Source organism: Streptomyces griseomycini (genome assembly GCF_014203535.1).
Lineage (GTDB): Bacteria > Actinomycetota > Actinomycetes > Streptomycetales > Streptomycetaceae > Streptomyces > Streptomyces griseomycini.
This window is the reverse complement of sequence record NZ_JACHJI010000002.1, coordinates 253,042-273,411: the sequence shown is the minus strand read 5'-3', so window position 1 is coordinate 273,411 and position 20,370 is coordinate 253,042. Positions and strand designations below refer to the sequence as shown.

Genomic DNA, 20,370 nt, shown 5'->3' with positions numbered 1-20,370 from the left:
AAATCGGGACGTACCGGCGAGTACGTTCCTGTCTGCAGGACAGCATGACGGAGATCACCGGCGGCGGAGCGCGGGCGACGTGTGACCTGCGTCAAAGAATTCCCGTCCGTTTTCGTTCGACGGAACTCCGTGCGGCGACGAAGTATCGCAGCCGCATCGCCGAATTGGGTGGTTTTGCTCGCGTGCGTTGCCCAAGCGATGCCGACTGATGTTGGTCATCGGGTCCTGCAATGCGGGATAATGGCCTGGAAGCAATGTGTTCGATGCCGGTGGCGTGTGTCCTGCTTCAAGGACCGCAGGGTGCCCTTCGTGGGCCGTCGGCTGAGACGGTTGAGCTGGGTTTCAGGAAGGGGAACGAGCATGGCGGCCATGAAGCCGCGGACGGGTGATGGCCCGCTCGAGGTGACCAAGGAGGGGCGGGGCATCGTCATGCGCGTTCCGCTCGAAGGCGGCGGTCGACTCGTCGTCGAGCTGACCCCGGACGAGGCCGACGCGCTCGGCGACGCCCTCAAGAAGGTCGTCGGCTGACGCGCAAGCGACCATATCCTTCCAGCCGCCCCGGTGCCGCACGCGGTGCCGGGGCGGCTGTTTGCGCGGACGGGGGTCGGCCCCTTCCCGCCGCCGCCGCTCCGCCGTCACCGCGCTCTCCGTCCCGCTACCGCTTCACCGCGCAGAGGAGTCCGTCCCCCACGGGCAGCAGCGACGACACCAGATCCTGGCTCTCGCGCACGGCCCGCACCAGCTCCCGCAGCCGCAGCACCTCCGTCGGCTGCGGGCCGGAGTCCACCGTGCGTCCGTTCGCGAAGACGCCCTCGAAGGCGACCAGGCCTCCGGGGCGCAGCAGGCGCAACGATTCAGCGAGGTAGTCCTGGTACTCCAGCCGGTCGCCGTCGCAGAAGACCAGGTCGTAGCCGGCGTCCGCGAGACGGGGCAGGACGTCCAGGGCGCGGCCCGGGATGAAGCGGGCCCGGTTGCCGGCGAAACCGGCGTCGCGGAAGGCCTGACGGGCGGACTGCTGGTGCTCCGGCTCCTGGTCGACCGTGGTCAGCACCCCGTCCGGCCGCATCCCGTGCAGCAGGTGGATCCCGGAGACGCCGCAGCCGGTCCCGATCTCCGCGACCGCCTTGGCGTCCACGCTGGCGGCGAGCAACCGCAGGGCCGCGCCCGTGCCGGGCGACACCGAGCGCAGCCCCGCCTCACGGGCCCGGTCCCGGGCCCAGTGCAGCGCTTCGTCCTCGGCGACATAGGCGTCGGCGAACGCCCAGCTCGTCTGCCGGTTGGCGGTAATGACCCTCTCCTGTCCCCATGGTTGCCTGCTGCGTGACTGTATCCGTTGGCGTCGGGAACCCGCAGATGGGACCGGTCGTTTGAAGGGGTGACCAAGTGATGTGTGCCGTGACGGGGGGTGGGCGGTGGACGAGGACGCCGAGCAAGTGCTGACGCAGTCGTACGACCCGTGGCAGCCCAGATCAAATTCTCGTAAAACCGCTTATCCGGAGCTAACGGGCGAGGTGGCTATGGTAGGGGCTCCACTGGACACCACCAGAGCCGATAGGGGAGGTGCGGCTGCGCCTGTGGATCGCGGAGGAGTGCTGCGGCGCTTCCTCGGATCGGCGGGCAGGCCGAAATCCGTGAACGACACCGCTGACCACACCCACGCCGCCGACCGGACCCAGACCGCGACCTTCTCCACCGACGCGGACGGGCAGGCGTGGACTCCGCCCACGTGGGAGGAGATCGTCAGCATGCACAGCGGCCGTGTCTACCGGCTCGCCTACCGTCTCACCGGCAACCAGCACGACGCCGAGGACCTCACCCAGGAGGTCTTCGTGCGCGTCTTCCGCTCCCTGTCGACCTACACGCCGGGCACCTTCGAGGGCTGGCTGCACCGCATCACCACCAACCTCTTCCTGGACATGGTCCGCCGCAAGCAGCGCATCCGCTTCGACGCGCTCGGCGAGGACGCCGCCGAGCGGCTGGCCAGCAAGGAGCCCACACCCCAACAGGTGTTCAACGACGCCCACTTCGACGCGGACGTCCAGCAGGCCCTCGACACCCTCGCCCCCGAGTTCCGCGCCGCGGTCGTCCTGTGCGACATCGAGGGCCTGTCGTACGAGGAGATCGCCGCGACCCTCGGCGTCAAGCTCGGCACGGTCCGGTCCCGGATCCACCGCGGCCGCTCCCAGCTGCGCAAGGCCCTCGCGCACCGCTCGCCCCAGGCGCGCGCGGAGCGCCGCTCCTTCGTGCCGCGTGTTCCCGCACTGGGAGGAGGGGGCGCGAGCGCGTGAGCGGTTCACGGCCGAAGTCTTCCGAGGGACACCTCGCAGAGCAGCACCTGGGAGACCGACTCTCCGCCCTGGTGGACGGGGAGCTCGGTCATGACGCGCGCGAGCGCGTACTGGCGCACGTGGCCACCTGCGCGAAGTGCAAGGCGGAGGTGGACGCACAGCGCCGCCTGAAGGACGTCTTCGCACAGGCGGCCCCCCCGCCCCCCTCCGAGAGCTTCCTGGCCCGTCTCCAGGGGCTCCCGGCGGGCGGCGACCTCGGCGGCGGCCCGCCGCCGGCCGGGGAGGGACTGCCGGGCGGCACGTCCGGGCGGCCCGACGCGGCCTCCGGGGTCTTCGGGACCGGGCGGGGCGAGCGCTTCGAGTTCGCGTACGCGCCGGCGCGGCGGCACGCCCCCGCACTGGCGCCGTCCCCGGCGGACCGGGCGGACCGGGGCTTCCGCGTCCACGACGTCGGCCGCCACGAGACGACCGACCGGGCGTCCTCGCGCGGGCTGCGGTTCGCGTTCGTCGCCGCCGGGGCGGTGTCCCTGGCCGCGATCGCGCTCGGCGGGGTCACCACGAGCACGCCCACCGACACGGAGGTGCGCGGCTCGGGCAAGGGCAGCAACGTGACGCCGATGCGCACCCAGGGCACGGGCCCGGCGACGGCGCCCGAGCAGCGGCGCCGTGGCGTCGGACCGCTGCTCGGCCAGCTGCAGGGCCAGAGCGCCCTCGGGGACACCCCGATCGCCCCGACCGCGGTCTCCGCACCGCTGCTGCCCGGCGTCCCGTCCCCCGCCGGCCACCGGGACGCCCTGGACACACCGATGACGGCCGGTGCCGCCGCGGTGTCCCCGCTGATACGACCGCTCGGCTCGACCCCGCCGCTCGCCCTGACCGCGTGGGCCGGTTCCTCCGGGATCAAGAACCCCGGTCTCCTCACCGCCGCCCCCGCTTCCGGCACGCCGTCGGTTCCCTCGCCCACGGCCTCCTCCGGCACGGCCCGCTGACCCGTGCCCTGCGCACGGGCGCGCGAACCTGGTTGAATCCAGGTGGCGCGCCCAGGCCCACGCAGCCGGGCGCCGAGCCAGGTTCCGGCGCGGAGGCGGACGGAGCCACGGAGCCGACGATCCGCGGCCACCGCCGACGAGCCGTGCCGCGTCCAGCTGTGGGGAGAGCATGAACGAGGGGAAGCCGGGCCCACCGGGGGAAGGGCCGACCGCGCGTCAGGAGGGACCCGACGGGGACTTCGAGCTGGCACGGCCCGACCGGGGACGGACCGACGCCGAGGCCGAGCACGAGGGTGACTACGAGCTGGACCGACCTCTGCACACCGGGACCACCGACGACGCCCCTCCCGCGCCGGGCTCGTCTCCCGCACCGGAGGTGTCCCCCGCGCCGGACGTGTCCCGAGTGACGGACGCTTCCGCCATCTCGGACGCTTCCGCCTCCGCGGCTGCTTCCGTCGCTCCGGCCGCTCCCGTCGCTCCGGCTCGTTCCGTGGCCCCGGCGGCCCCGGACGACGCCGTCGTCCCGGGCGAGCCCGAGGACTCCGCCGGTCCCACCGCCCCGGTGGACGCCCCGGGCGGCCCGGCCGTTCCGGCGGACCCCGTCGCACCGGGCGCCCCCGCTCCCGCGGCCGGTCCCACCGCCCGGGCCGCTCCCGCCACCCCGGTGGCGTCCGCCGCCGGGGGCGAACAGCAGCTCACGCCCCTGCACGACCCCGATCCCTACAGCACCCCGCCGTACGGCGAACCGGGCCCCTGGGCGCCCGCACCGCCGGTGCAGCACCCGGCGACCACTCCCGCGCACGGCATGGCGATCACGGCACCGCCGCCCGCCCAGGGCGGTGCGCCGCACGGCGCACCGCCCGCGCCGGCCCCCGTGGCGCCGCTCGTCTCCGCCCAGGCGCACCCGGAGCCCCAGGCGCCCCACGCGCCCCCGGCGTCCTCCGCCTACGCGGACGGCCCGGCCCCCGACCCGTGGCGCCGCTACGACCCCTGGGCGGCCGCGGCCGCCGCGCCGCTGCAGCAGGCCGGGCCCCCGGTGGCCCACGAGAAGCAGCGGCGCAGGCGGGGCAGGAGGGCGCTCCTCGGTGCCGCGCTGGTGCTCGCGCTCGTGTGCGGGGTCACCGGCGGGATCGTCGGCGCGTACCTGGAGCGCAACGGCGGGATCGGCACCGTCGAGTTGCCGCAGGCCGGCGAGGAGTCCTCCGAGCGGGACCCGGGCAGCGTCGCCGGCATCGCCGCCCGGGCGCTGGCCGGCGTCGTCACCCTGCACGTCAGCGGCTCCGGCGAGGGCGGCACCGGCACCGGCTTCGTGCTCGACGGGCGCGGGCACATCCTCACCAACGACCACGTCGTGGAGCCCGCGGGAGACGACGGCGAGATCACGGTGACCTTCCACAGCGGCGACACCGCCGAGGCGACCGTCGTCGGCCGGGACAGCGGCTACGACCTCGCCGTGGTGAAGGTGAAGGGGGTCAGCGGGCTCACCCCCCTGCCCCTCGGCAACTCCGACAACGTGCAGGTCGGCGACCCCGTCGTGGCCATCGGCGCCCCCTTCGACCTGGCCGGCACCGTGACCTCCGGCATCATCAGCGCCAAGGAGCGGCCCATCACCGCGGGCGGCGAGAAGGGCGACGGCAGCGACGTGTCGTACGTCGACGCCCTGCAGACCGACGCGCCGATCAACCCCGGCAACTCCGGCGGCCCCCTGCTCGACTCCGAGGCCCGCGTGATCGGCATCAACTCCGCCATCCGCTCCGCCGACGGCGGGGCCGACCCGGACGGCGGTCAGGCCGGCTCCATAGGACTCGGCTTCGCCATCCCCATCAACCAGGGCAAGCGCGTCGCCGAGGAGCTGATCAACACCGGCCGGGCGACCCATCCGGTGATCGGCATCACCCTCGACATGGGCTACAGCGGCGACGGCGCCCGCGTCGGCACCGAGGGCAGTGACGGCGGGCCCCCGGTCACCACCGGCGGTCCCGGCGACAAGGCCGGGATCGAGGCGGGCGACGTCATCACGGAGGTCGACGGCCAGCGCGTCCATTCCGGCGAGGAACTCATCGTCAAGACCCGCGCCCACCGCCCCGGCGACCGCCTGGAGCTCACCCTGGAGCGGGACGGCGAGGAGCGGAAGGTCTCCCTGGTGCTCGGTTCCTCGGAGGGCGACTGAGGCGTACGGCACGGCACGAGAAGGCGAACAACCCGAGAAAACCGCACGCGTCCGCACACCGGTGACCCTCGGGACGGTACCGGACGTACGGGAGGGCCGGGTACCGTGGACCCGGCCCGGACCACGGAAGACCGCAGACCACCACCGAGGGCCGAGAGCCGAAGGCATCGCGAGGAGCTTCAGGTGTTCAATGACATAGGCGCACTCGAGTTGGTGACACTCATCGTCCTCGCCGTGCTCGTCTTCGGTCCGGACAAGCTCCCCAAGGTCATCCAGGACGTGTCGCGCACGATCCGGAAGATCCGGGACTTCTCGGAGAGCGCCAAGCAGGACATCCGGCAGGAGCTGGGGCCGGAGTTCAAGGACTTCGAGTTCGAGGACCTCAATCCCAAGACGTTCATCCGCAAGCAACTGGACAACGACGACCTGGGGCTCAAGGAGATCCGCAACACGTTCGACCTGAAGAAGGAGATGGCCGAGGTCGCGGACGCCGTCCACGGCCGCGACTCCGACTCCTCGTCGTCCTCTTCCCCCTCCTCGTCCCCTGGCTCCTCCGGCGGCCGTGTGGAGATGACGAAGAAGCCCGAGAGCCCGGTGGCCGACGACCGTCCGCCCTTCGACGCGGACGCCACCTGACCCGAGCCCGCGGACACCGTCCGACGCGTGTCCGCGGGTGCCGTCCGAGCCGGCGCGCGGGAGCGCGCGCCCCGCGCACGTGACGCGTTTCATACTCCACCCGGGCTGTGCGCGGCCCGATCCGGACGCCTGCGCGCCCCGCGCGCCGGACACTTTCCCGGACCGTGCCGACAAGGTGGCTATGCTGCCGAGTTGTTGTGCGGACCGGACGAGTACGCCCGAAGGGGGGCGGGCCACTCGGTCCGACGAGAGCGAGGAGGCGTCCGGGCACATGGAGACGACGAGTCGGGCAGTCGCGCAGGCGCCGGCCGCGGAGGACGGACCACAGGTCCCCTCCGTCCGGCGCGCGGTCGACGGCTACCTGCGTGCGCCCTTCCCCTGGTACGGCCTCGACGAGGCCTTCACGGGACCCCGCTGGCTGATGCAGGTCGGTACGGCGGCCGACGGGGCCGTCGAGCACGGGTCGATCGGGCACGGTGACGAGCCCTCGGTGCGCAGCGAGTACCTGGCCGGGGCCGACCAGGACGCCAAGGAGAGGTTCGCGGTCGTCGTGACCGTGGCCGCCAACCCGGTCCGCCGCAGCCCCGACGGCACCGGTCTGCTGGAGGCCACCTCGGTCTCCTCCGCCGCCTGGCTCGCCGGTGTGGGGCTGCTGTCCTTCACCTGGCCCGGCCAGATGGACCACTCCCTGCGCGACGACTGGCTGGAGCAGCAGACGGAGACCGCGTGGGTCCTCGCGGACGACCTCGACGGATCCGACTGGTCGACGCTGTCGCTGCCCGTGGACGGGGTGCCGACGCCGTTCCACTACCGGGAGTCGGAGTTCGGCTGGGTGCTCGCCGGGACCACGCAGGCGGGCGTGCACGTGGGCGCGTACGGCAGGGGCATGAGCGCGTACGGCCTCGGCTTCGCCGTGGTCCGGGACATCGGCGCGTACGCGGCCTGAGCACGGCCGTCCGGGCACGGCGGTACGACGGAGGGCGCCACCCCCGCGGGGGTGGCGCCCTCCGTCGTCGTGGCGGCCCCGTGGACCGCGCGGACCGCCTAGAACTTGTTCTTCGGGGTGATCCCCAGGGACAGCCCCGCGAGGCCCCGCTGCCGGCCGCCCAGCTTCCCGGCGATCGAGCGGAGCGCCGAGCCGGCCGGGGAGTCCGGATCGGTCAGGACGACCGGCTTGCCCTCGTCGCCGCCCTCGCGCAGGCGGACGTCGATCGGGATGCTGCCCAGGACCGGGACGGTGGCGCCCGTGGTCCGGGTCAGGCCGTCGGCGACCAGCTGGCCGCCGCCCGTGCCGAAGACGTCGACCATCTCGCCGCAGTGCGGGCAGGGCAGGCCGGACATGTTCTCGACCACGCCGACGATCTTCTGGTGGGTCTGCACGGCGATGGAGCCCGCCCGCTCGGCCACCTCGGCCGCCGCCTGCTGGGGCGTGGTGACCACCAGGATCTCGGCGTTGGGGACCAGCTGGGCGACGGAGATCGCGATGTCGCCGGTGCCGGGCGGCAGGTCCAGCAGCAGCACGTCCAGGTCGCCCCAGTACACGTCCGCCAGGAACTGCTGGAGCGCGCGGTGCAGCATCGGGCCGCGCCACACCACCGGCGCGTTGCCCGGGGTGAACATGCCGATGGAGATGACCTTCACGCCGTTCGCCGACGGCGGCATGATCATGTTCTCGACCTGGGTGGGGCGGCCGTCGGCGCCCAGCATGCGCGGCACCGAGTGGCCGTAGATGTCGGCGTCCACGACACCGACCTTCAGACCGTCGGCCGCCATCGCCGCCGCCAGGTTCACCGTCACCGACGACTTGCCGACGCCGCCCTTGCCGGAGGCGACCGCGTACACCCGGGTCAGGCTGCCCGGCTTGGCGAACGGCACCTCGCGCTCGGTCTGGCCGCCGCGCAGGGCGCTGGCCAGCTCCTTGCGCTGCTCGTCGCTCATGACGTCCAGCGTGACGTCGACACGGGTGACGCCCTCGACCCGGGAGACCGCGTCCGTCACGCGCTGCGTGATGGTGTCCCGCATGGGGCAGCCGGAGACCGTCAGGTACACGGTGACCGCGACCGCCCCGTCCGCGCCGATCTCCACCGATTTGACCATCCCGAGCTCGGTGATGGGCCGGTTGATCTCGGGGTCGTTCACCGTCGCCAGTGCCTCGCGCACCGCGTCTTCCGTAGCCATAGAGACGATGGTACGGCTCCGGGTACACCCGCCGGTAAGTTCCTCAGTGGTCGTCTGCGTCACGTCCCGGCGGGTGTTGTGTCCGCATCACCGGGAACGCCCCGTGGTGGTCCCGGTGCCCGTTCTGCCGCTCCTCCAGCTCCTTCATCAGGTCCTGCAGCTCCGAGCGGATCCAGTCCCGCGTCGCCACCTCCCCGAGCCCGATCCGCAGGGCGGCGATCTCCCGGGTCAGGTACTCGGTGTCCGCGATCGACCGCTCGTTCTGCTTGCGGTCCTGCTCCAGGTTGACCCGGTCGCGGTCGTCCTGCCGGTTCTGCGCGAGCAGGATCAGCGGGGCCGCGTAGGAGGCCTGGAGGGACAGCGCCAGCGTCAGGAAGATGAACGGGTACTCGTCGAACCTCAGCTCGCGCGGCGCGGACACGTTCCACAGCACCCACACGATGATGACGACCGTCATCCAGACGAGGAACCGCCCGGTGCCGATGAAGCGCGCGATCCGCTCCGACAGCCGCCCGAAGGCGTCCGGGTCCCACTCGGGCAGGAACCGGCGCCGGGGCGGGCGCGGCTGGTCCAGCCGGGGCGCACGCGGCCGGCCGCCGGAGGCCGTGGCGCCCGCCGGCAGCCGCTCGCGCGGTCCCTCTCGCTCAGGAGCCATCGGACACCGCCCCCTCGTCGAGGTGGAACTCGGTCTCCCGCCAGTCCTCGGGCAGCATGTGGTCCAGCACGTCGTCCACCGTCACCGCGCCCAGCAGCGAGCCCGTCTCGTCGACCACGGGCGCCGCCACCATGTCGTACGTGGCGAAGAACCCGGCGACCACGGGCAGCGCCGCGTCCGGTTCCAGGGGCTGCAGGTCGTCGTCCAGGATGGAGCCGACCAGGGTGTACGGGGGGTCGCGCAGCAGGCGCTGGAAGTGGACCGTGCCCAGGTACTTGCCGGTGGGGGTCTCCTCGGGCGGGCGGCAGACGTAGACCTGCGCGGCGTGCGCCGGGGAGAGGTCGGGGTTGCGGATCCGGGCGAGCGCGTCCGCGACGGTCGCGTCGGGCCGCAGCACGATCGGCTCGGTCGTCATCAGACCGCCCGCCGTGTGCTCCTCGTACGACATCAGGCGCCGCATGTCGGCCGCGTCGCCGGGCTGCATCAGGCTCAGCAGTCGCTCCTTGTCCGCCTCGGGCAGTTCGCCGAGCAGGTCGGCCGCGTCGTCGGGGTCCATGGCCTCCAGGACGTCGGCGGCGCGCTCCTCCTTCAGCTTGCCGAGGATCTCGATCTGGTCGTCCTCCGGCAGCTCCTCCAGCACGTCGGCCAGCCGGTCGTCGTCGAGGGCGGCGGCGACCTCGGCCCGCCGCTTGGGGGAGAGGTGGTGCAGGACGTTGGCCAGGTCGGCGGGGCGCAGCTGTTCGAAGGTGGCGAGCAGGTTCTCGGCGCCCTGCCCCTGCTCCTCCAGGGAGAAACCGGTGACCGCGGACCACTCGACGGTCAGCGTCTCGCCCTTGGCGCGCCGGAAGGCGCCGCCCTTCCTCCCCTTGCGCACGAAGACGCGGTCGATCTCCCACTCGCGGCGGGTCGGCAGCTGATGCACCGACAGGTCCAGGACGGTGACCTCCTCGCCGCCCTCCACGAGCGTCACCCGCCGGTCGAGGAGCTCGCCGAAGACCAGTCGTTCGGTGGGCCGCTGCTCGAAGCGCCGGACGTTGAGCACGCCGGTGGTGATGACCTGCCCGGACTGCACGGCCGTCACCCGGTTCATGGGCAGGAAGATGCGGCGGCGGGTGGGAAGTTCGACCACCAGCCCGAGCAGTCTCGGCGGACGCCGGCCGACCCGCAGGATGACGACCAGGTCGCGCACGCGCCCCACCTGGTCGCCGGCCGGATCGAAGACGGCGACACCGGAGAGGTGCGAGACGAAGAACCGGGGGGCGCCCGCTGCCATGGCCGAGGCTCCTTTGCGTGCGGGGTGTTTCGTTGCGGGGGTACTGCCTGCTGCGTTTGTTTTCCGAATTGCCCGCTCGGGTGGGCTTCAGGCTAGCCCGTCCCGATCGGCCGTGCGCTCGCGGCCGGTCCGGACGGACTGGCTCCGTCGGGGTCACCCGACCCCGGTACCCTGCGATACGCCGTTCAGGTCCCCGTCTCCCCCGTCAGAGAGGCAGCCCCACCTGTGACTCCGATCTCCCAGGACCGTTCCCGCAGGGCCGCGCTGGCGGGCGCCGTGTGCGCGCTGCTCGTGACGGGGACGGCGCTCACGGGATGCTCCGAGGATCCGAACGAGGGCACCAACGGCGTCGGCAGGCTCTCCGCCGACGAGATCCAGAGCCGGACCCAGAAGGCCGCGCAGTCGGTCGACGCGGTCCGGCTGCACGGGACCGTGGTCACCAGCGGGCGCAGCTACACGCTCGACATGCGGCTGAAGTCCGAGGGCGGCATCGGATCGGTCACCACCAAGGGGGAGACGTTCCGCCTGCTGCGGGTCGGCGACGAGCTCTTCCTGAAGGCCGGTGCGGAGTTCTGGGGCCACGGGGACGGCGAGGGCGGTGGCGAGGCGGACGCGGCGGCGGCCGGCAAGCTCGCCGAGAAGTACGTGAAGGTGCCGCAGGGCGACCCCTCGTACAAGAAGTTCAGCGGCTTCACGGACAAGGACGTCCTCCTCGGCGGTCTGCTGACCCTGCACGGCGAGCTGGCCACGGACGGCCACCACGAGCAGGCGGGCGTCCGCACCATCCGCATCACCGGCGACAAGGGCTCCGGCGGAACCCTGGACGTCTCGCTCGAGGGCGAGCCGTATCCGCTGCGCCTGGCGCGGGCCGGCGAGGCGGGCACCCTCACGTTCTCGGCCTGGGGCACCGACTTCCCCCTGGAGAAGCCGGCCAAGGGCGAGACGCTGGACTACGGCAAGCAGCTGCCCACCTCGTGACGGAGCGGCTAGCCCCGCCGGCGCTTCCTCCTCAGCAGCCGGGGCAGGCCCGCCGGGACGGGCCTCCGGGTCGTCACCGGCGTCGGCAGCGGCGGCTCGGCCAGCGAGCCGTCGGGCAGCGGTGCCGTCTCCCCGGTCGGCTCCAGGCGCAGCACCCGGCACTCGCGCGACCAGCGCTCCGTCATCGCCTCGCCGTCGGGCGCGTTGAGGCGCTTGCCCTTGAGCTCGGCGACGGCGGCCGCCCACTCCTCCGAGCCGGACGGCAGCTCCACGACCCGCGCGGTCCAGGAGACCAGTCGGCCGCCCTTGTCCTTGCTGCGGACCGTCACCTGGGCCCGCACCCCGTCGGCCAGCCCCGGCAGCGGCTGCTCCCCGGGCCCGTCGCCGACCACGCACGCGCCGCCCTCGTGCCACACGTGCCACAGTGCACGGGCCGCGGCGCCGGGTCCCTCGACCCAGATGAGGCCGGACTTCTTCGTGGCCTCCTCGACGAGGGCCCGCTCGAGCAGCTGGCTTGTCATGGGCCCAGCCTATCCGGGTCCCTCCGGGGTGCTCAGAGCCAGCCGTTGCGCTTGAGCGTGCGGTGGATGCCCAGACAGATGGCCACCGTGATGCCCAGGACCAGCGGGTAGCCGTACTTCCAGTGGGTCTCCGGCATGTAGTCGAAGTTCATGCCGTACACCCCGCACACCATCGTCGGCACGGCGATGATGGCGGCCCAGGAGGTGATCTTGCGCATGTCCTCGTTCTGCGCCACGGAGGCCTGGGCGAGGTTGGCCTGGAGGATGGAGTTCAGCAGTTCGTCGAAGCCGATGACCTGCTCCTGCACGCGCGCCACGTGGTCGGCGACGTCCCGGAAGTACTTCTGGATCTCCGGGTCGATCAGCCGCATCGGCCGCTCGCTCAGCAGCTGCATCGGCCGCAGCAGCGGCGACACGGCCCGCTTGAACTCCAGCACCTCACGCTTGAGTTGGTAGATCCGGCCGGCGTCCGTACCGCGCGGGGTGCCCTTGCGGCCCGGCGAGAACACCTCCGTCTCGACCTCGTCGATGTCGTCCTGCACCGCGTCGGCGACCGCGATGTAGCCGTCCACGACGTGGTCGGCGATGGCGTGCAGCACCGCCGAGGGGCCCTTGGCCAGCAGCTCGGGGTCGTCCTGCAGGCGGTGCCTGAGGGCTCGCAGGGAGCCCTGCCCGCCGTGCCGGACGGTGATGAAGAAGTCCCGGCCGGTGAAGCACATCACCTCGCCGGTCTCCACGACCTCGCTGCTGGAGGTGATCCGGTCGTGGTCGACGTAGTGGATGGTCTTGAAGACGGTGAACAGCGAGTCGTCGTAGCGCTCCAGCTTGGGCCGCTGGTGGGCCTGGACGGCGTCCTCCACGGCCAGCGGGTGCAGCCCGAACTCGCGGGCGATCCCGGCGAATTCGGCCTCGGTCGGCTCGTGCAGGCCGATCCACGCGAAGCCCCCGTCGCGGCGCACCAGACGCATCGCCTCCTGCGGGGTGAGCGGCTCCTCGGCCACCAGGCGCCGGCCGTCGCGGTAGACGGCGCAGTCGACGACGGCGGTGGTCGTCGCGTGATCGCGGGTGGTGTCGTACGGGCCGCTCTCCTTGCTCAGCGAGACACGGGAGGAGGGGCGGACCACGGCACGCAGGTCGCGGATCATCGACATGACGGGCTCCTTCGCGGGTGGGCAACGAAAGGCGCCGGTACGACGGGTGGAGCAGCCCGGAATGAGGACGTCCTGAACTGCGGATGTTTGGCACGTCCACAAAGCGGGGAGCACCGCACCGTCGCGGTGGCGAGCTTCGTCGCTGATACAGCTGCTGGGGCAGATCAGGCAGAACGAAACGAAGTGCTCTTCCGTTACGGACGCGAGTGCGAGAGGCGGCAGCCAGGAGAGGAACGGCTACATCAGCGGGCGGAAGAGCGGGTGATACTGCACGGTCGACTTCGGTCCATGCCAGCCCCACCTCCTCCGGCCGGTCCCTCGTGAGGGACGATCCACAATCCCCCGAGGGGATTCCCCCTTGGACGGGGAGCGTCACATCGGCGTTCGGGACTTGACCGGACTCCTCCAGAGCCCCAAGGGCCTGGGTGGTGCCCCCGTCTGCGTGCTGCCCCGAGCCACCGGCCAAGCGTATCAGCCGACCGGTGTGTCAAGGTGCTGCTTTGCCCGGTGCTGACGAGTTCTATGCTCGCCGCATGGCTGATGTTCTTCCTCTGGTCGAGGCCCGGTTGCGTACGGCACTGGGCGAACCGGACGCGCGGGCGGCGGTCACCTTCCTGGGCACGGACCGCATCGAGGTGCTGCGCTTCCACGAGGGCGACATCGTGCGCTACGCCACCCTCGGCATGTCCGCGCAGCCCATGACCGATCCCACCGCCGTGGTCGCGGACCCGGTCAAGGGGCCGCGCGCCGAGCTGGTGCTGTCCGTCCGGGGCGGGCTCGCCGACACCGACAAGGTGCTCCGCCCGCTCGCCGTGCTGGCCGCGTCCCCGCAGGTCGAGGGCCTGATCGTGGCCCCCGGCGCCTCCCTGGACGTCGGTGGGCCGCTGTGGCCCGGCGCCCCGTTCACCTCGGTCCTGGTCGCCGAGCCGGGCGGGCTGGTGGAGGACCTGGAGCTCGACGCGCCCCTGGACCCCGTGCGGTTCCTGCCGCTGCTGCCCATGACCCCGAACGAGGCCGCCTGGAAGCGGGTGCACGGCGCCCAGGCCCTCCGGGAGCGCTGGCTGACGCAGGGCACGGACCTCAGGGACCCGGCCCGGAAGTCCGTGCCGCTGGAGTGAGCGACCTCACCAACGCCGCCGCGGTGCCGGTCAGTTGGTGAAGGCGTCGACCCCGTCCCCGGTCACGTGCCGGGTCTCCCGCTCCTCCGCCACGGGGGTCCCCCCGCTCGGGCGGAGCCGGGAGTGGGGGAGTGCGAGCGCCCTGCGCCGCACGGCGACCACCAGCGCGCCCAGCACCGCCGTGACCGCCGCGACCACGAACGGGACGCGGACGTCGGTCCACTCCTCGATCTTCGGTGCGAGCCAGGGCGCGGCCGCCGCCGCGAACCAGCGCACGAAGTTGTAGCCGGCGCTCGCCACCGGGCGCGGCGCGTCCGACACCCCGAGCGCCAGCTCGGTGTACACGGTGTTGTTCACGCCGATGAAGGCGCCGGACAGGACGGTGCAGACGACGGCGACGGTGTGGCCGCCGCACCCCAGGACGAGCACGTCGGCCGCGAGCAGCGCCAGCGAGCCGCCCAGCACCCGCAACGGGCCGAAGCGCCCCTGCAGCCGCGGCGCCACGATCACCGAGAAGACGGCCAGCAGCACGCCCCAGGCGAAGAACACCGCACCGGACCGGTACGGGGTCATGTCCAGCACGAAGGGGGTGAAGGCCAGCACGGTGAAGAACGTGTAGTTGTAGAAGAACGCCGAGACCGCGACCGAGGCCAGCCCGCCGTGGCCCAGCGCCCTGAGCGGGTCGAGCGGCGAGGTCCTGCGGGCCGGCTTCGGCCGTTCCTCCAGGAACACCGCGATGCACAGGAAGCCGACCGCCATGAGGAAGGCCGTGCCGAAGAAGGGGTAGCGCCAGCTCGCGTCGCCGAGCAGCGCGCCCAGCAGCGGTCCGCAGGCCATGCCGAGGCCGAGGGCGGACTCGTAGAGCAGGATCGCCGCGGCGCTGCCCCCGGCCGCCGCGCCGACGATGACCGCGAGGGCCGTGGAGACGAAGAGGGCGTTGCCGAGTCCCCAGCCGGCACGGAAGCCGACCAGATCGCCGACCGATCCGGAGGTGCCGGAGAGCCCGGCGAAGACCACGACGAGCGCGAGGCCGAGCAGCAGGGTCCTCCGGCCGCCGATGCGGCTGGAGACGAAGCCGGTCACCAGCATCGCGAGCGCGGTGATGAGGAAGTAGGAGGTGAACAGCAGGGAGACCTGGCCGGCGGTGGCGTCGAGGCCCTCCGCGATGGAGGGCAGGATCGGGTCGACGAGCCCGATCCCCATGAAGGCGACGACGGACGCGCCGGCCGTCGCCCACACGGCCTTCGGCTGCCTGAGGATGCCGCCCGTTCCCGCGTCGAAGGGATCCATGGATGGTGCTCCAATCCGGGACGCGGCGGGGTGCCGGACGCCCGGCAGATGGTTGGTATATGCACACGGTAGGTTAGCCAGGCTAATTAATGCAAGTTACATCTAGTTGTGCCGCCGCGGCCGGTTCCGTCCGGACGGGTGATCGTCCTTGACGTGGCGCGGCAGGGGTAGGACCGTGGGACCCTATGAGGGGCGAACCCAGTTGCCCGAAGTGCGGTGGCCGGGTCAGGGCTCCCGGCCTCTTCTCCGATGCCTGGCAGTGCGCCGTGCACGGCGCCGTACACCCGGTGCAGCCCGTGATACCGCCCAGCGTCGAGGCCCTCGAGGTGGTCGTGCACCGCACGAAGGTGCCGGTGTGGATGCCGTGGCCGCTGCCGGTGGGCTGGCTGTTCACGGGCGTGGCCTGCGCGGGCGACGACCGCAGCGGGGGCCGTGCGACCGCCGTCGCGTGCACCGGGCCCGGGCCGCTCGGCGGCATGGGCGAGCTCATCCTGGTGGCCGAGGAGCTGGGCGTCGGCCTCGGCGCGCGGTACGCGGGCGTCGACGGCCCGGACCCGGGGCCGTACCTGGACGTCGAGAAGCCGGCCGAGGCCAAGGTCCTGGCCGCCGGCCGCCCGACCCCGCTCTGGCACGTCTCCAAGACCCCGGACGACCGCGCCGTGTTCGCGGGCGAGGCGCTCGGGATGTGGCTGTGGGCGGTGGTGTGGCCGGAGCAGTCCGGGCTGCTGATGTACGACGAACTGGTGCTCGCCGACCTGCGGGACGCCGGGGCCGAGGTGGAACTGGTGCCCTGCGGGGCGCTGTCGCCGCGCCTGCTGGGGACGTAGGGGACGCGGGGACGCGGGGGAGTGCGGGAGGGTAGGGGGTGCGGAGCGGTTTCGGGTGTGACAGGGGACGGTGAAAATCCGGTTATCCTGGAGCGCCCTCCCCGTTCCGTCACCGCTTTGGAGTAACGCGTCGTGCGTATCGACCTGCACACCCACTCCACCGCGTCCGACGGCACGGACACGCCGGCCGATCTGGTCCGCCGGGCAGCCGCCACCGGTCTCGACGTCATCGCGCTGACCGATCACGACACCACCCGCGGGCACGCCGAGGCCCTCGCCGCGCTGCCCGCGGGGCTCACGCTGGTCACCGGCGCGGAGCTCTCCTGCCGGCTCGACGGGGTCAGCATGCACATGCTGGCCTACCTCTTCGACCCCGAGGAGCCCGCGCTGCTCGCCGAGCGCGAGCTGGTCCGGGACGACCGGGTGCCGCGGGCCCGGAGCATGATCGCCAAGCTGAACGCGCTGGGCGTGCCCGTCACCTGGGAGCAGGTCGCGCGGATCGCCGGCGACGGGTCGGTGGGGCGTCCGCACGTCGCCACCGCGCTCGTCGAGCTGGGCGTCGTGCCGACCGTGAATGACGCGTTCACCCAGGAGTGGCTGGCCGACGGCGGCCGGGCCCACGTGGGGAAGCACGAGACCGACCCCTTCGAGGCGCTGCGGCTGATCAAGGGCGCGGGCGGGGTCGCGGTGTTCGCGCACCCGGCCGCGAGCAAGCGGGGCCGGACCGTGCCGGAGTCCGCGATCGCCGAACTGGCCGAGGCCGGCCTCGACGGCATCGAGGTCGACCACATGGACCACGACCCCGAGACGCGGGCGCGGCTGCGAGGCCTCGCGCGGGAGCTGGGGCTCCTGGTGACCGGGTCCAGCGACTACCACGGCAGCCGGAAGACCTGCGTCCTCGGCGAGTTCACGACGGACCCCGAGGTGTACGGCGAGATCACGCGGCGCGCGACCGGGGCGTTCCCGGTGCCGGGGACCGGCGGAGCCTGAGGCCCGTCCTCCCCGCCCACCTTCCCGCCCCCTCTCTCGTTTCTCGTTCGTCCTTCCGTTCGCCCTTCAGCGCGAGGCAGTCATGCCCTGCGTTCGTTCCTCAGCAAGGCAGTCATGTTCGACGTCGCCGTCTTCGGCTCTCTCTTCCTGACCCTTTTTGTCATCATGGATCCCCCCGGGATCACTCCGATCTTCCTCGCCCTGACCGCCGGCCGGCCCGCCAAGGTGCAGAAGCGGATGGCCTTCCAGGCCGTGTGCGTGGCCGGTGGCGTGATCACCGTCTTCGGGCTGCTCGGCCACCAGATCCTCGACTACCTGCACGTGTCGGTGCCCGCGTTGATGATCGCGGGCGGGCTGCTGCTCCTGCTGATCGCGCTCGACCTGCTCACCGGCAAGACCGACGAGCCCCAGCAGACCAAGGACGTCAACGTCGCGCTGGTCCCGCTGGGCATGCCGCTGCTGGCCGGGCCCGGTGCGATCGTCTCGGTCATCCTCGCGGTGCAGAAGGCCGACGGCGTCGCCGGGCAGGTCTCGGTGTGGTCGGCGATCCTCGCCATCCACGTCGTGCTGTGGCTGGCGATGCGGTATTCGCTGCTGATCATCCGGGTCATCAAGGACGGCGGCGTGGTCCTGGTGACGCGTCTCGCGGGCATGATGCTCTCCGCGATCGCCGTGCAGCAGATCATCAACGGCGTCACCCAGGTGATCAAGGGCGGCTGACCCCGCCCGCAGGACGCGCGCAGCCCCCGTACCGATCGCGGTACGGGGGCTTTCGAAACGTACGGAGGTGCCGACGGGTCCTGGGAAGGGGGCGGCGGGCCCTGGGGAGGGATCGACGGGTCCCCCCGGGAGGGGCGGCGTCGCGCGTTACGAGGCCGACGTGTCGGCCGGGCGGATCCACAGGCGCTGCCCGATGGCGGCGGCCTGCTGAACGATGCGGTTGACGGAGGCGGCGTCCACGACGGTCGTGTCCACGGGCGTGCCGTCGACGTCGTCGAGTCGCATGATTTCGAAGCGCAAGGGCTTCTCCCTTCGTCTGGTCATCCTCCTGAAGGAGAACTACTCGGTGAACGGTCCCGGGCCGGTCGGACCCTGGCTCCACGGGTGACAACGCACTGTGCGGTACAAACATTCCCTACGCTAAAGAAATTTTTCGATCGACTAAATACTGACTGGTAAGAGTTTCGAGGGAGACCGACCGGTACCAGTTGTGTTCGTAGCGTGACCGCCGGGACAATGGAGGAGATGAACGAAGACCTCGCGGCCCTGAGCGCCCGCATCGACCGCACGAACGAGTTGCTCCAGCGCATGCTCGCCGAGGTGGCGAAGACGCCCTCGACGCACGCGATCTTCGTCGACGCCGGCTACCTGTACGCCGCCGCGGGCCGCCTCGTGGCCGGGACCGAGGACCGCCGGGCCTTCGAGGTCGACGCCGAGGGACTCATCGACGCGCTCATCGACCGCGCCCGCACCGTCTTCGCGGACAGCAGGCTGCTGCGGGTCTACTGGTACGACGGTGCCCGGCGCCGGATCCACACCGCCGAGCAGCAGTCCATCGCCGAGCTCCCCGACGTCAAGGTCCGCCTCGGCAACCTCAACGCCAACAACCAGCAGAAGGGCGTCGACTCCCTGATCCGCACCGACCTGGAGTCACTGGCCCGGCACCGCGCCATCAGCGACGCCGCCCTGCTCGGCGGCGACGAGGACCTCGTCTCGGCGGTCGAGGCGGCGCAGGGGTACGGCGCCCGGGTCCACCTCTGGGGCATCGAGGCGCCCGAGGGCCGCAACCAGGCCGAGCCGCTGCTCTGGGAGGTCGACAGCCAGCGCACCCTCGGCCTCGACTTCTTCAAGCCCTACGTCTCCCGGCGCACGACCCCGGCCTACGAGCCCATGACGGGCCGGCCCGTCCGCGAGGACGTCCGCTTCGTCGGCGCGCAGATCGCCGCGAAGTGGCTCGCCGCGCGCGGTCGGGACGCCCTGGTGGAACTGCTCCCCGGCCACCCCTACCTGCCCGGCTCGGTCGACCAGGACCTGCTGGTGGAGGCGGAGAGCCTGCTCCAGTACTCCCTGCGGGGCCAGGCGGACCTGCGGCGCGCCCTGCGCGACGGCTTCTGGGACCACCTGCAGGCGCAGTACTGACGCCGCCGTACGGCGGCCGCACCGCTGTCGTACCGCCGTCGTCCTAACGGCCGCCCGGGCGGAGCCCGTCCCAGAAGTCGGCGAGGGCGCGGGCGGTCGGTGCCGGCGCGTCGACGTTGGGCGAGTGCTCGGCCCCGTCGACGACGGTGCGGTGCGCCTTCAGCCGCACGGCCATCTCGTCGAGGTCCGCGACCGGCCAGGTGTCGTCGCGCTCGCCGGACAGGACGTGGAACGGCAGCGGCACGGCGGCGAGTTCGGCCACCCGGTCCGGCTCGGCGCACAACTGCCGCCCCGTGGCGAGCAGCTGTGCGGGCCTGGTGCCCAGCCAGCGGCGGCGCAACTGCTCCGGACCGCCGATCCCGCGCGCCGGACCGCCGACCTCCTCGGGCGGCCCCATGGCCAGGATCGCCTCCCAGCACTCCGCCATCGACATCACCGCGAGCGCGTCCCGCAGCAGCTTCACGCGCTGCTCCTGGGAGACGGAGATCCGTCCGGGGCCGGAGGAGACGAGGGTGAGCGAGCGGAAGGGGGAGTGGTCCAGGAGGACGGCGGCACGGGCGATCTGGCCGCCGAGCGAGTGCCCGACGAGGTGCACGGGTCCGCCGAGCGCCTCCGCCTGCGCGAGCACGTCCCGCGCCAGTTCGGCCTGCGCGTAGGGGGTTTCGTCGTCGGAGGGCCCGTCCGACTCGTACTGCCCCCGCCCGTCCACGGCGACGCTGCGGTACCCGCGCGCGGCGAGCGGTCCGTGCACCAGCGTGAAGTCCTCCTTGCTCCCGGTGAACCCGGGCAGCAGCAACGCGGTCCCCTTCTCCTCGGTTCCGGCGGCCGACGGCACGTCCACGACGGCGAACTCCCCGCGCGAGGTGCGGAGCCGGTGGGCCCGGGCGTCGTGGGGCAGGAGGGGGGCGGGCGTGGGACGGCTGGTCACGGGGTGAGGGTAGCGGGTGGGGCGGGTGCGGACACGCCGACGGCCCGGCTCCCACGGAGGTGTGGGGGCCGGGCCGTCGGGCGGTGCGTCAGCCCTCCGCGGACTCCGCGGCGGCCGCGGTCTTGCGGGTGCGGCGGACCCGGGGCTTGGCCTCGGCCGTGGTCTCCGGTTCCTGTGCGGTCTGCGCCGGGATCTCGGCGACGGTCGCGGCGGTCTCGGCGGCCTCGGCGGTCTTGCGG

Annotated in this window: 22 protein-coding genes; 13 read left to right on the top strand and 9 right to left on the bottom strand. The window is 72.5% G+C overall.

Features of this window, described 5'->3' with window-relative positions:
• The first annotated feature begins 44 nt into the window (after positions 1 to 44).
• Together FHS37_RS05770 and FHS37_RS05765 are read left to right on the top strand one after the other, a co-directional pair.
• On the top strand, positions 45 to 209 hold the full coding sequence (locus tag FHS37_RS05770) for a hypothetical protein (protein ID WP_184817943.1): 165 nt from the start codon (positions 45 to 47) through the stop codon (positions 207 to 209).
• A 151-nt stretch (positions 210 to 360) separates the two neighbouring features.
• The gene (locus tag FHS37_RS05765; protein ID WP_003966491.1) at positions 361 to 528 is read left to right on the top strand and encodes a DUF3117 domain-containing protein; all 168 of its coding nucleotides are present in this window, start codon (positions 361 to 363) and stop codon (positions 526 to 528) included.
• 127 nt (positions 529 to 655) lie between these two features.
• On the opposite strand, the gene FHS37_RS05760 is transcribed toward FHS37_RS05765, so the two are convergent.
• Positions 656 to 1,330 (bottom strand): O-methyltransferase, encoded by a 675-nt coding sequence (locus FHS37_RS05760; RefSeq protein WP_184818765.1) that lies wholly within the window; start codon positions 1,328 to 1,330, stop codon positions 656 to 658.
• 259 nt (positions 1,331 to 1,589) lie between these two features.
• On the opposite strand from FHS37_RS05760, the gene sigE reads away from it, so the two are divergent.
• From sigE to FHS37_RS05735, 5 genes are all read left to right on the top strand, one after another.
• Complete coding sequence (gene sigE / locus FHS37_RS05755) at positions 1,590 to 2,288, top strand: RNA polymerase sigma factor SigE (protein WP_159538966.1); 699 nt, start codon at positions 1,590 to 1,592, stop codon at positions 2,286 to 2,288.
• Positions 2,285 to 3,277, top strand: a complete 993-nt coding sequence (locus FHS37_RS05750; protein ID WP_184817942.1) for an anti-sigma factor family protein — start codon at positions 2,285 to 2,287, stop codon at positions 3,275 to 3,277. Before sigE ends, FHS37_RS05750 begins: the two co-directional genes overlap by 4 nt.
• A 169-nt stretch (positions 3,278 to 3,446) precedes the next feature.
• Positions 3,447 to 5,447: a trypsin-like peptidase domain-containing protein gene (locus FHS37_RS05745; protein ID WP_221499398.1), complete on the top strand. Its 2,001-nt coding sequence runs from the start codon at positions 3,447 to 3,449 to the stop codon at positions 5,445 to 5,447.
• A gap of 183 nt (positions 5,448 to 5,630) precedes the next feature.
• Positions 5,631 to 6,083, top strand: coding sequence for a sec-independent translocase (locus FHS37_RS05740; RefSeq protein WP_184817941.1), 453 nt, complete (start codon positions 5,631 to 5,633; stop codon positions 6,081 to 6,083).
• A gap of 271 nt (positions 6,084 to 6,354) precedes the next feature.
• The gene (locus FHS37_RS05735; RefSeq protein WP_184817940.1) at positions 6,355 to 7,029 is read left to right on the top strand and encodes a hypothetical protein; all 675 of its coding nucleotides are present in this window, start codon (positions 6,355 to 6,357) and stop codon (positions 7,027 to 7,029) included.
• Between the two features lie 98 nt (positions 7,030 to 7,127).
• Here FHS37_RS05735 and FHS37_RS05730 read toward each other — a convergent pair whose 3' ends face one another.
• Genes FHS37_RS05730 through FHS37_RS05720 form a run of 3 tightly spaced genes read right to left on the bottom strand, consistent with a single transcriptional unit; the run spans position 7,128 to position 10,189 of the window.
• Positions 7,128 to 8,261 carry an Mrp/NBP35 family ATP-binding protein gene (locus FHS37_RS05730; RefSeq protein WP_184817939.1) on the bottom strand — a complete coding sequence of 378 codons (1,134 nt, stop codon included), beginning with the start codon at positions 8,259 to 8,261 and terminating at the stop codon, positions 7,128 to 7,130.
• 43 nt (positions 8,262 to 8,304) lie between these two features.
• Entirely contained in the window at positions 8,305 to 8,916 is a 612-nt protein-coding gene (locus tag FHS37_RS05725) for a DUF1003 domain-containing protein (protein WP_184817938.1), read from the bottom strand.
• Positions 8,906 to 10,189 (bottom strand): magnesium transporter MgtE N-terminal domain-containing protein, encoded by a 1,284-nt coding sequence (locus FHS37_RS05720; RefSeq protein WP_184817937.1) that lies wholly within the window; start codon positions 10,187 to 10,189, stop codon positions 8,906 to 8,908. Before FHS37_RS05720 ends, FHS37_RS05725 begins: the two co-directional genes overlap by 11 nt.
• A gap of 225 nt (positions 10,190 to 10,414) precedes the next feature.
• Here FHS37_RS05720 and FHS37_RS05715 point away from each other — a divergent pair, with 225 nt between their 5' ends.
• A complete protein-coding gene (locus FHS37_RS05715) occupies positions 10,415 to 11,167 on the top strand; it encodes a hypothetical protein (protein ID WP_184817936.1) in 753 nt (250 codons plus the stop codon).
• 8 nt (positions 11,168 to 11,175) lie between these two features.
• Here the strand turns inward: FHS37_RS05715 and FHS37_RS05710 are convergent, their stop codons facing one another.
• Together FHS37_RS05710 and FHS37_RS05705 are read right to left on the bottom strand one after the other, a co-directional pair.
• Positions 11,176 to 11,688: a hypothetical protein gene (locus FHS37_RS05710; protein WP_184817935.1), complete on the bottom strand. Its 513-nt coding sequence runs from the start codon at positions 11,686 to 11,688 to the stop codon at positions 11,176 to 11,178.
• A gap of 32 nt (positions 11,689 to 11,720) precedes the next feature.
• Entirely contained in the window at positions 11,721 to 12,839 is a 1,119-nt protein-coding gene (locus tag FHS37_RS05705; RefSeq protein ID WP_184817934.1) for a magnesium and cobalt transport protein CorA, read from the bottom strand.
• Positions 12,840 to 13,372: 533 nt separating this feature from the next.
• Here FHS37_RS05705 and FHS37_RS05700 point away from each other — a divergent pair.
• The gene (locus FHS37_RS05700; RefSeq protein ID WP_184817933.1) at positions 13,373 to 13,957 is read left to right on the top strand and encodes a suppressor of fused domain protein; all 585 of its coding nucleotides are present in this window, start codon (positions 13,373 to 13,375) and stop codon (positions 13,955 to 13,957) included.
• A 30-nt stretch (positions 13,958 to 13,987) separates the two neighbouring features.
• Here the strand turns inward: FHS37_RS05700 and FHS37_RS05695 are convergent, their stop codons facing one another.
• Positions 13,988 to 15,247: an MFS transporter gene (locus FHS37_RS05695; RefSeq protein WP_184817932.1), complete on the bottom strand. Its 1,260-nt coding sequence runs from the start codon at positions 15,245 to 15,247 to the stop codon at positions 13,988 to 13,990.
• Positions 15,248 to 15,432: 185 nt separating this feature from the next.
• On the opposite strand from FHS37_RS05695, the gene FHS37_RS05690 reads away from it, so the two are divergent.
• From FHS37_RS05690 to FHS37_RS05680, 3 genes are all read left to right on the top strand, one after another.
• Positions 15,433 to 16,074: a DUF6758 family protein gene (locus tag FHS37_RS05690; RefSeq protein WP_184817931.1), complete on the top strand. Its 642-nt coding sequence runs from the start codon at positions 15,433 to 15,435 to the stop codon at positions 16,072 to 16,074.
• A 132-nt stretch (positions 16,075 to 16,206) separates the two neighbouring features.
• On the top strand, positions 16,207 to 17,064 hold the full coding sequence (locus tag FHS37_RS05685) for a PHP domain-containing protein (protein ID WP_184817930.1): 858 nt from the start codon (positions 16,207 to 16,209) through the stop codon (positions 17,062 to 17,064).
• Between the two features lie 114 nt (positions 17,065 to 17,178).
• Positions 17,179 to 17,784, top strand: coding sequence for a MarC family protein (locus tag FHS37_RS05680; RefSeq protein ID WP_184817929.1), 606 nt, complete (start codon positions 17,179 to 17,181; stop codon positions 17,782 to 17,784).
• A 147-nt stretch (positions 17,785 to 17,931) separates the two neighbouring features.
• Here FHS37_RS05680 and FHS37_RS05675 read toward each other — a convergent pair whose 3' ends face one another.
• Positions 17,932 to 18,084 carry a DUF8834 family protein gene (locus tag FHS37_RS05675; protein WP_129801357.1) on the bottom strand — a complete coding sequence of 51 codons (153 nt, stop codon included), beginning with the start codon at positions 18,082 to 18,084 and terminating at the stop codon, positions 17,932 to 17,934.
• Positions 18,085 to 18,300: 216 nt separating this feature from the next.
• On the opposite strand from FHS37_RS05675, the gene FHS37_RS05670 reads away from it, so the two are divergent.
• Complete coding sequence (locus FHS37_RS05670) at positions 18,301 to 19,203, top strand: NYN domain-containing protein (RefSeq protein ID WP_184818761.1); 903 nt, start codon at positions 18,301 to 18,303, stop codon at positions 19,201 to 19,203.
• Positions 19,204 to 19,246: 43 nt separating this feature from the next.
• Here FHS37_RS05670 and FHS37_RS05665 read toward each other — a convergent pair whose 3' ends face one another.
• Positions 19,247 to 20,131, bottom strand: a complete 885-nt coding sequence (locus tag FHS37_RS05665; RefSeq protein ID WP_184817928.1) for an alpha/beta fold hydrolase — start codon at positions 20,129 to 20,131, stop codon at positions 19,247 to 19,249.
• Between the last annotated feature and the right edge of the window lie 239 nt (positions 20,132 to 20,370).

Excerpts from the sequence above, each read along its gene's own strand:
- FHS37_RS05765 (WP_003966491.1), top strand. The coding sequence starts at position 361 with ATGGCGGCCATGAAGCCGCGGACGGGTGATGGCCCGCTCGAGGTGACC.
- FHS37_RS05690 (WP_184817931.1), top strand. The coding sequence starts at position 15,433 with ATGAGGGGCGAACCCAGTTGCCCGAAGTGCGGTGGCCGGGTCAGGGCT.
- FHS37_RS05770 (WP_184817943.1), top strand. The coding sequence starts at position 45 with ATGACGGAGATCACCGGCGGCGGAGCGCGGGCGACGTGTGACCTGCGT.
- FHS37_RS05725 (WP_184817938.1), bottom strand. The coding sequence starts at position 8,916 with ATGGCTCCTGAGCGAGAGGGACCGCGCGAGCGGCTGCCGGCGGGCGCC.
- FHS37_RS05745 (WP_221499398.1), top strand. The coding sequence starts at position 3,447 with ATGAACGAGGGGAAGCCGGGCCCACCGGGGGAAGGGCCGACCGCGCGT.
- FHS37_RS05720 (WP_184817937.1), bottom strand. The coding sequence starts at position 10,189 with ATGGCAGCGGGCGCCCCCCGGTTCTTCGTCTCGCACCTCTCCGGTGTC.
- FHS37_RS05700 (WP_184817933.1), top strand. The coding sequence starts at position 13,373 with ATGGCTGATGTTCTTCCTCTGGTCGAGGCCCGGTTGCGTACGGCACTG.
- FHS37_RS05730 (WP_184817939.1), bottom strand. The coding sequence starts at position 8,261 with ATGGCTACGGAAGACGCGGTGCGCGAGGCACTGGCGACGGTGAACGAC.
- FHS37_RS05680 (WP_184817929.1), top strand. The coding sequence starts at position 17,179 with ATGTTCGACGTCGCCGTCTTCGGCTCTCTCTTCCTGACCCTTTTTGTC.
- FHS37_RS05705 (WP_184817934.1), bottom strand. The coding sequence starts at position 12,839 with ATGTCGATGATCCGCGACCTGCGTGCCGTGGTCCGCCCCTCCTCCCGT.
- FHS37_RS05670 (WP_184818761.1), top strand. The coding sequence starts at position 18,301 with ATGGAGGAGATGAACGAAGACCTCGCGGCCCTGAGCGCCCGCATCGAC.
- FHS37_RS05710 (WP_184817935.1), bottom strand. The coding sequence starts at position 11,688 with ATGACAAGCCAGCTGCTCGAGCGGGCCCTCGTCGAGGAGGCCACGAAG.
- FHS37_RS05695 (WP_184817932.1), bottom strand. The coding sequence starts at position 15,247 with ATGGATCCCTTCGACGCGGGAACGGGCGGCATCCTCAGGCAGCCGAAG.
- FHS37_RS05735 (WP_184817940.1), top strand. The coding sequence starts at position 6,355 with ATGGAGACGACGAGTCGGGCAGTCGCGCAGGCGCCGGCCGCGGAGGAC.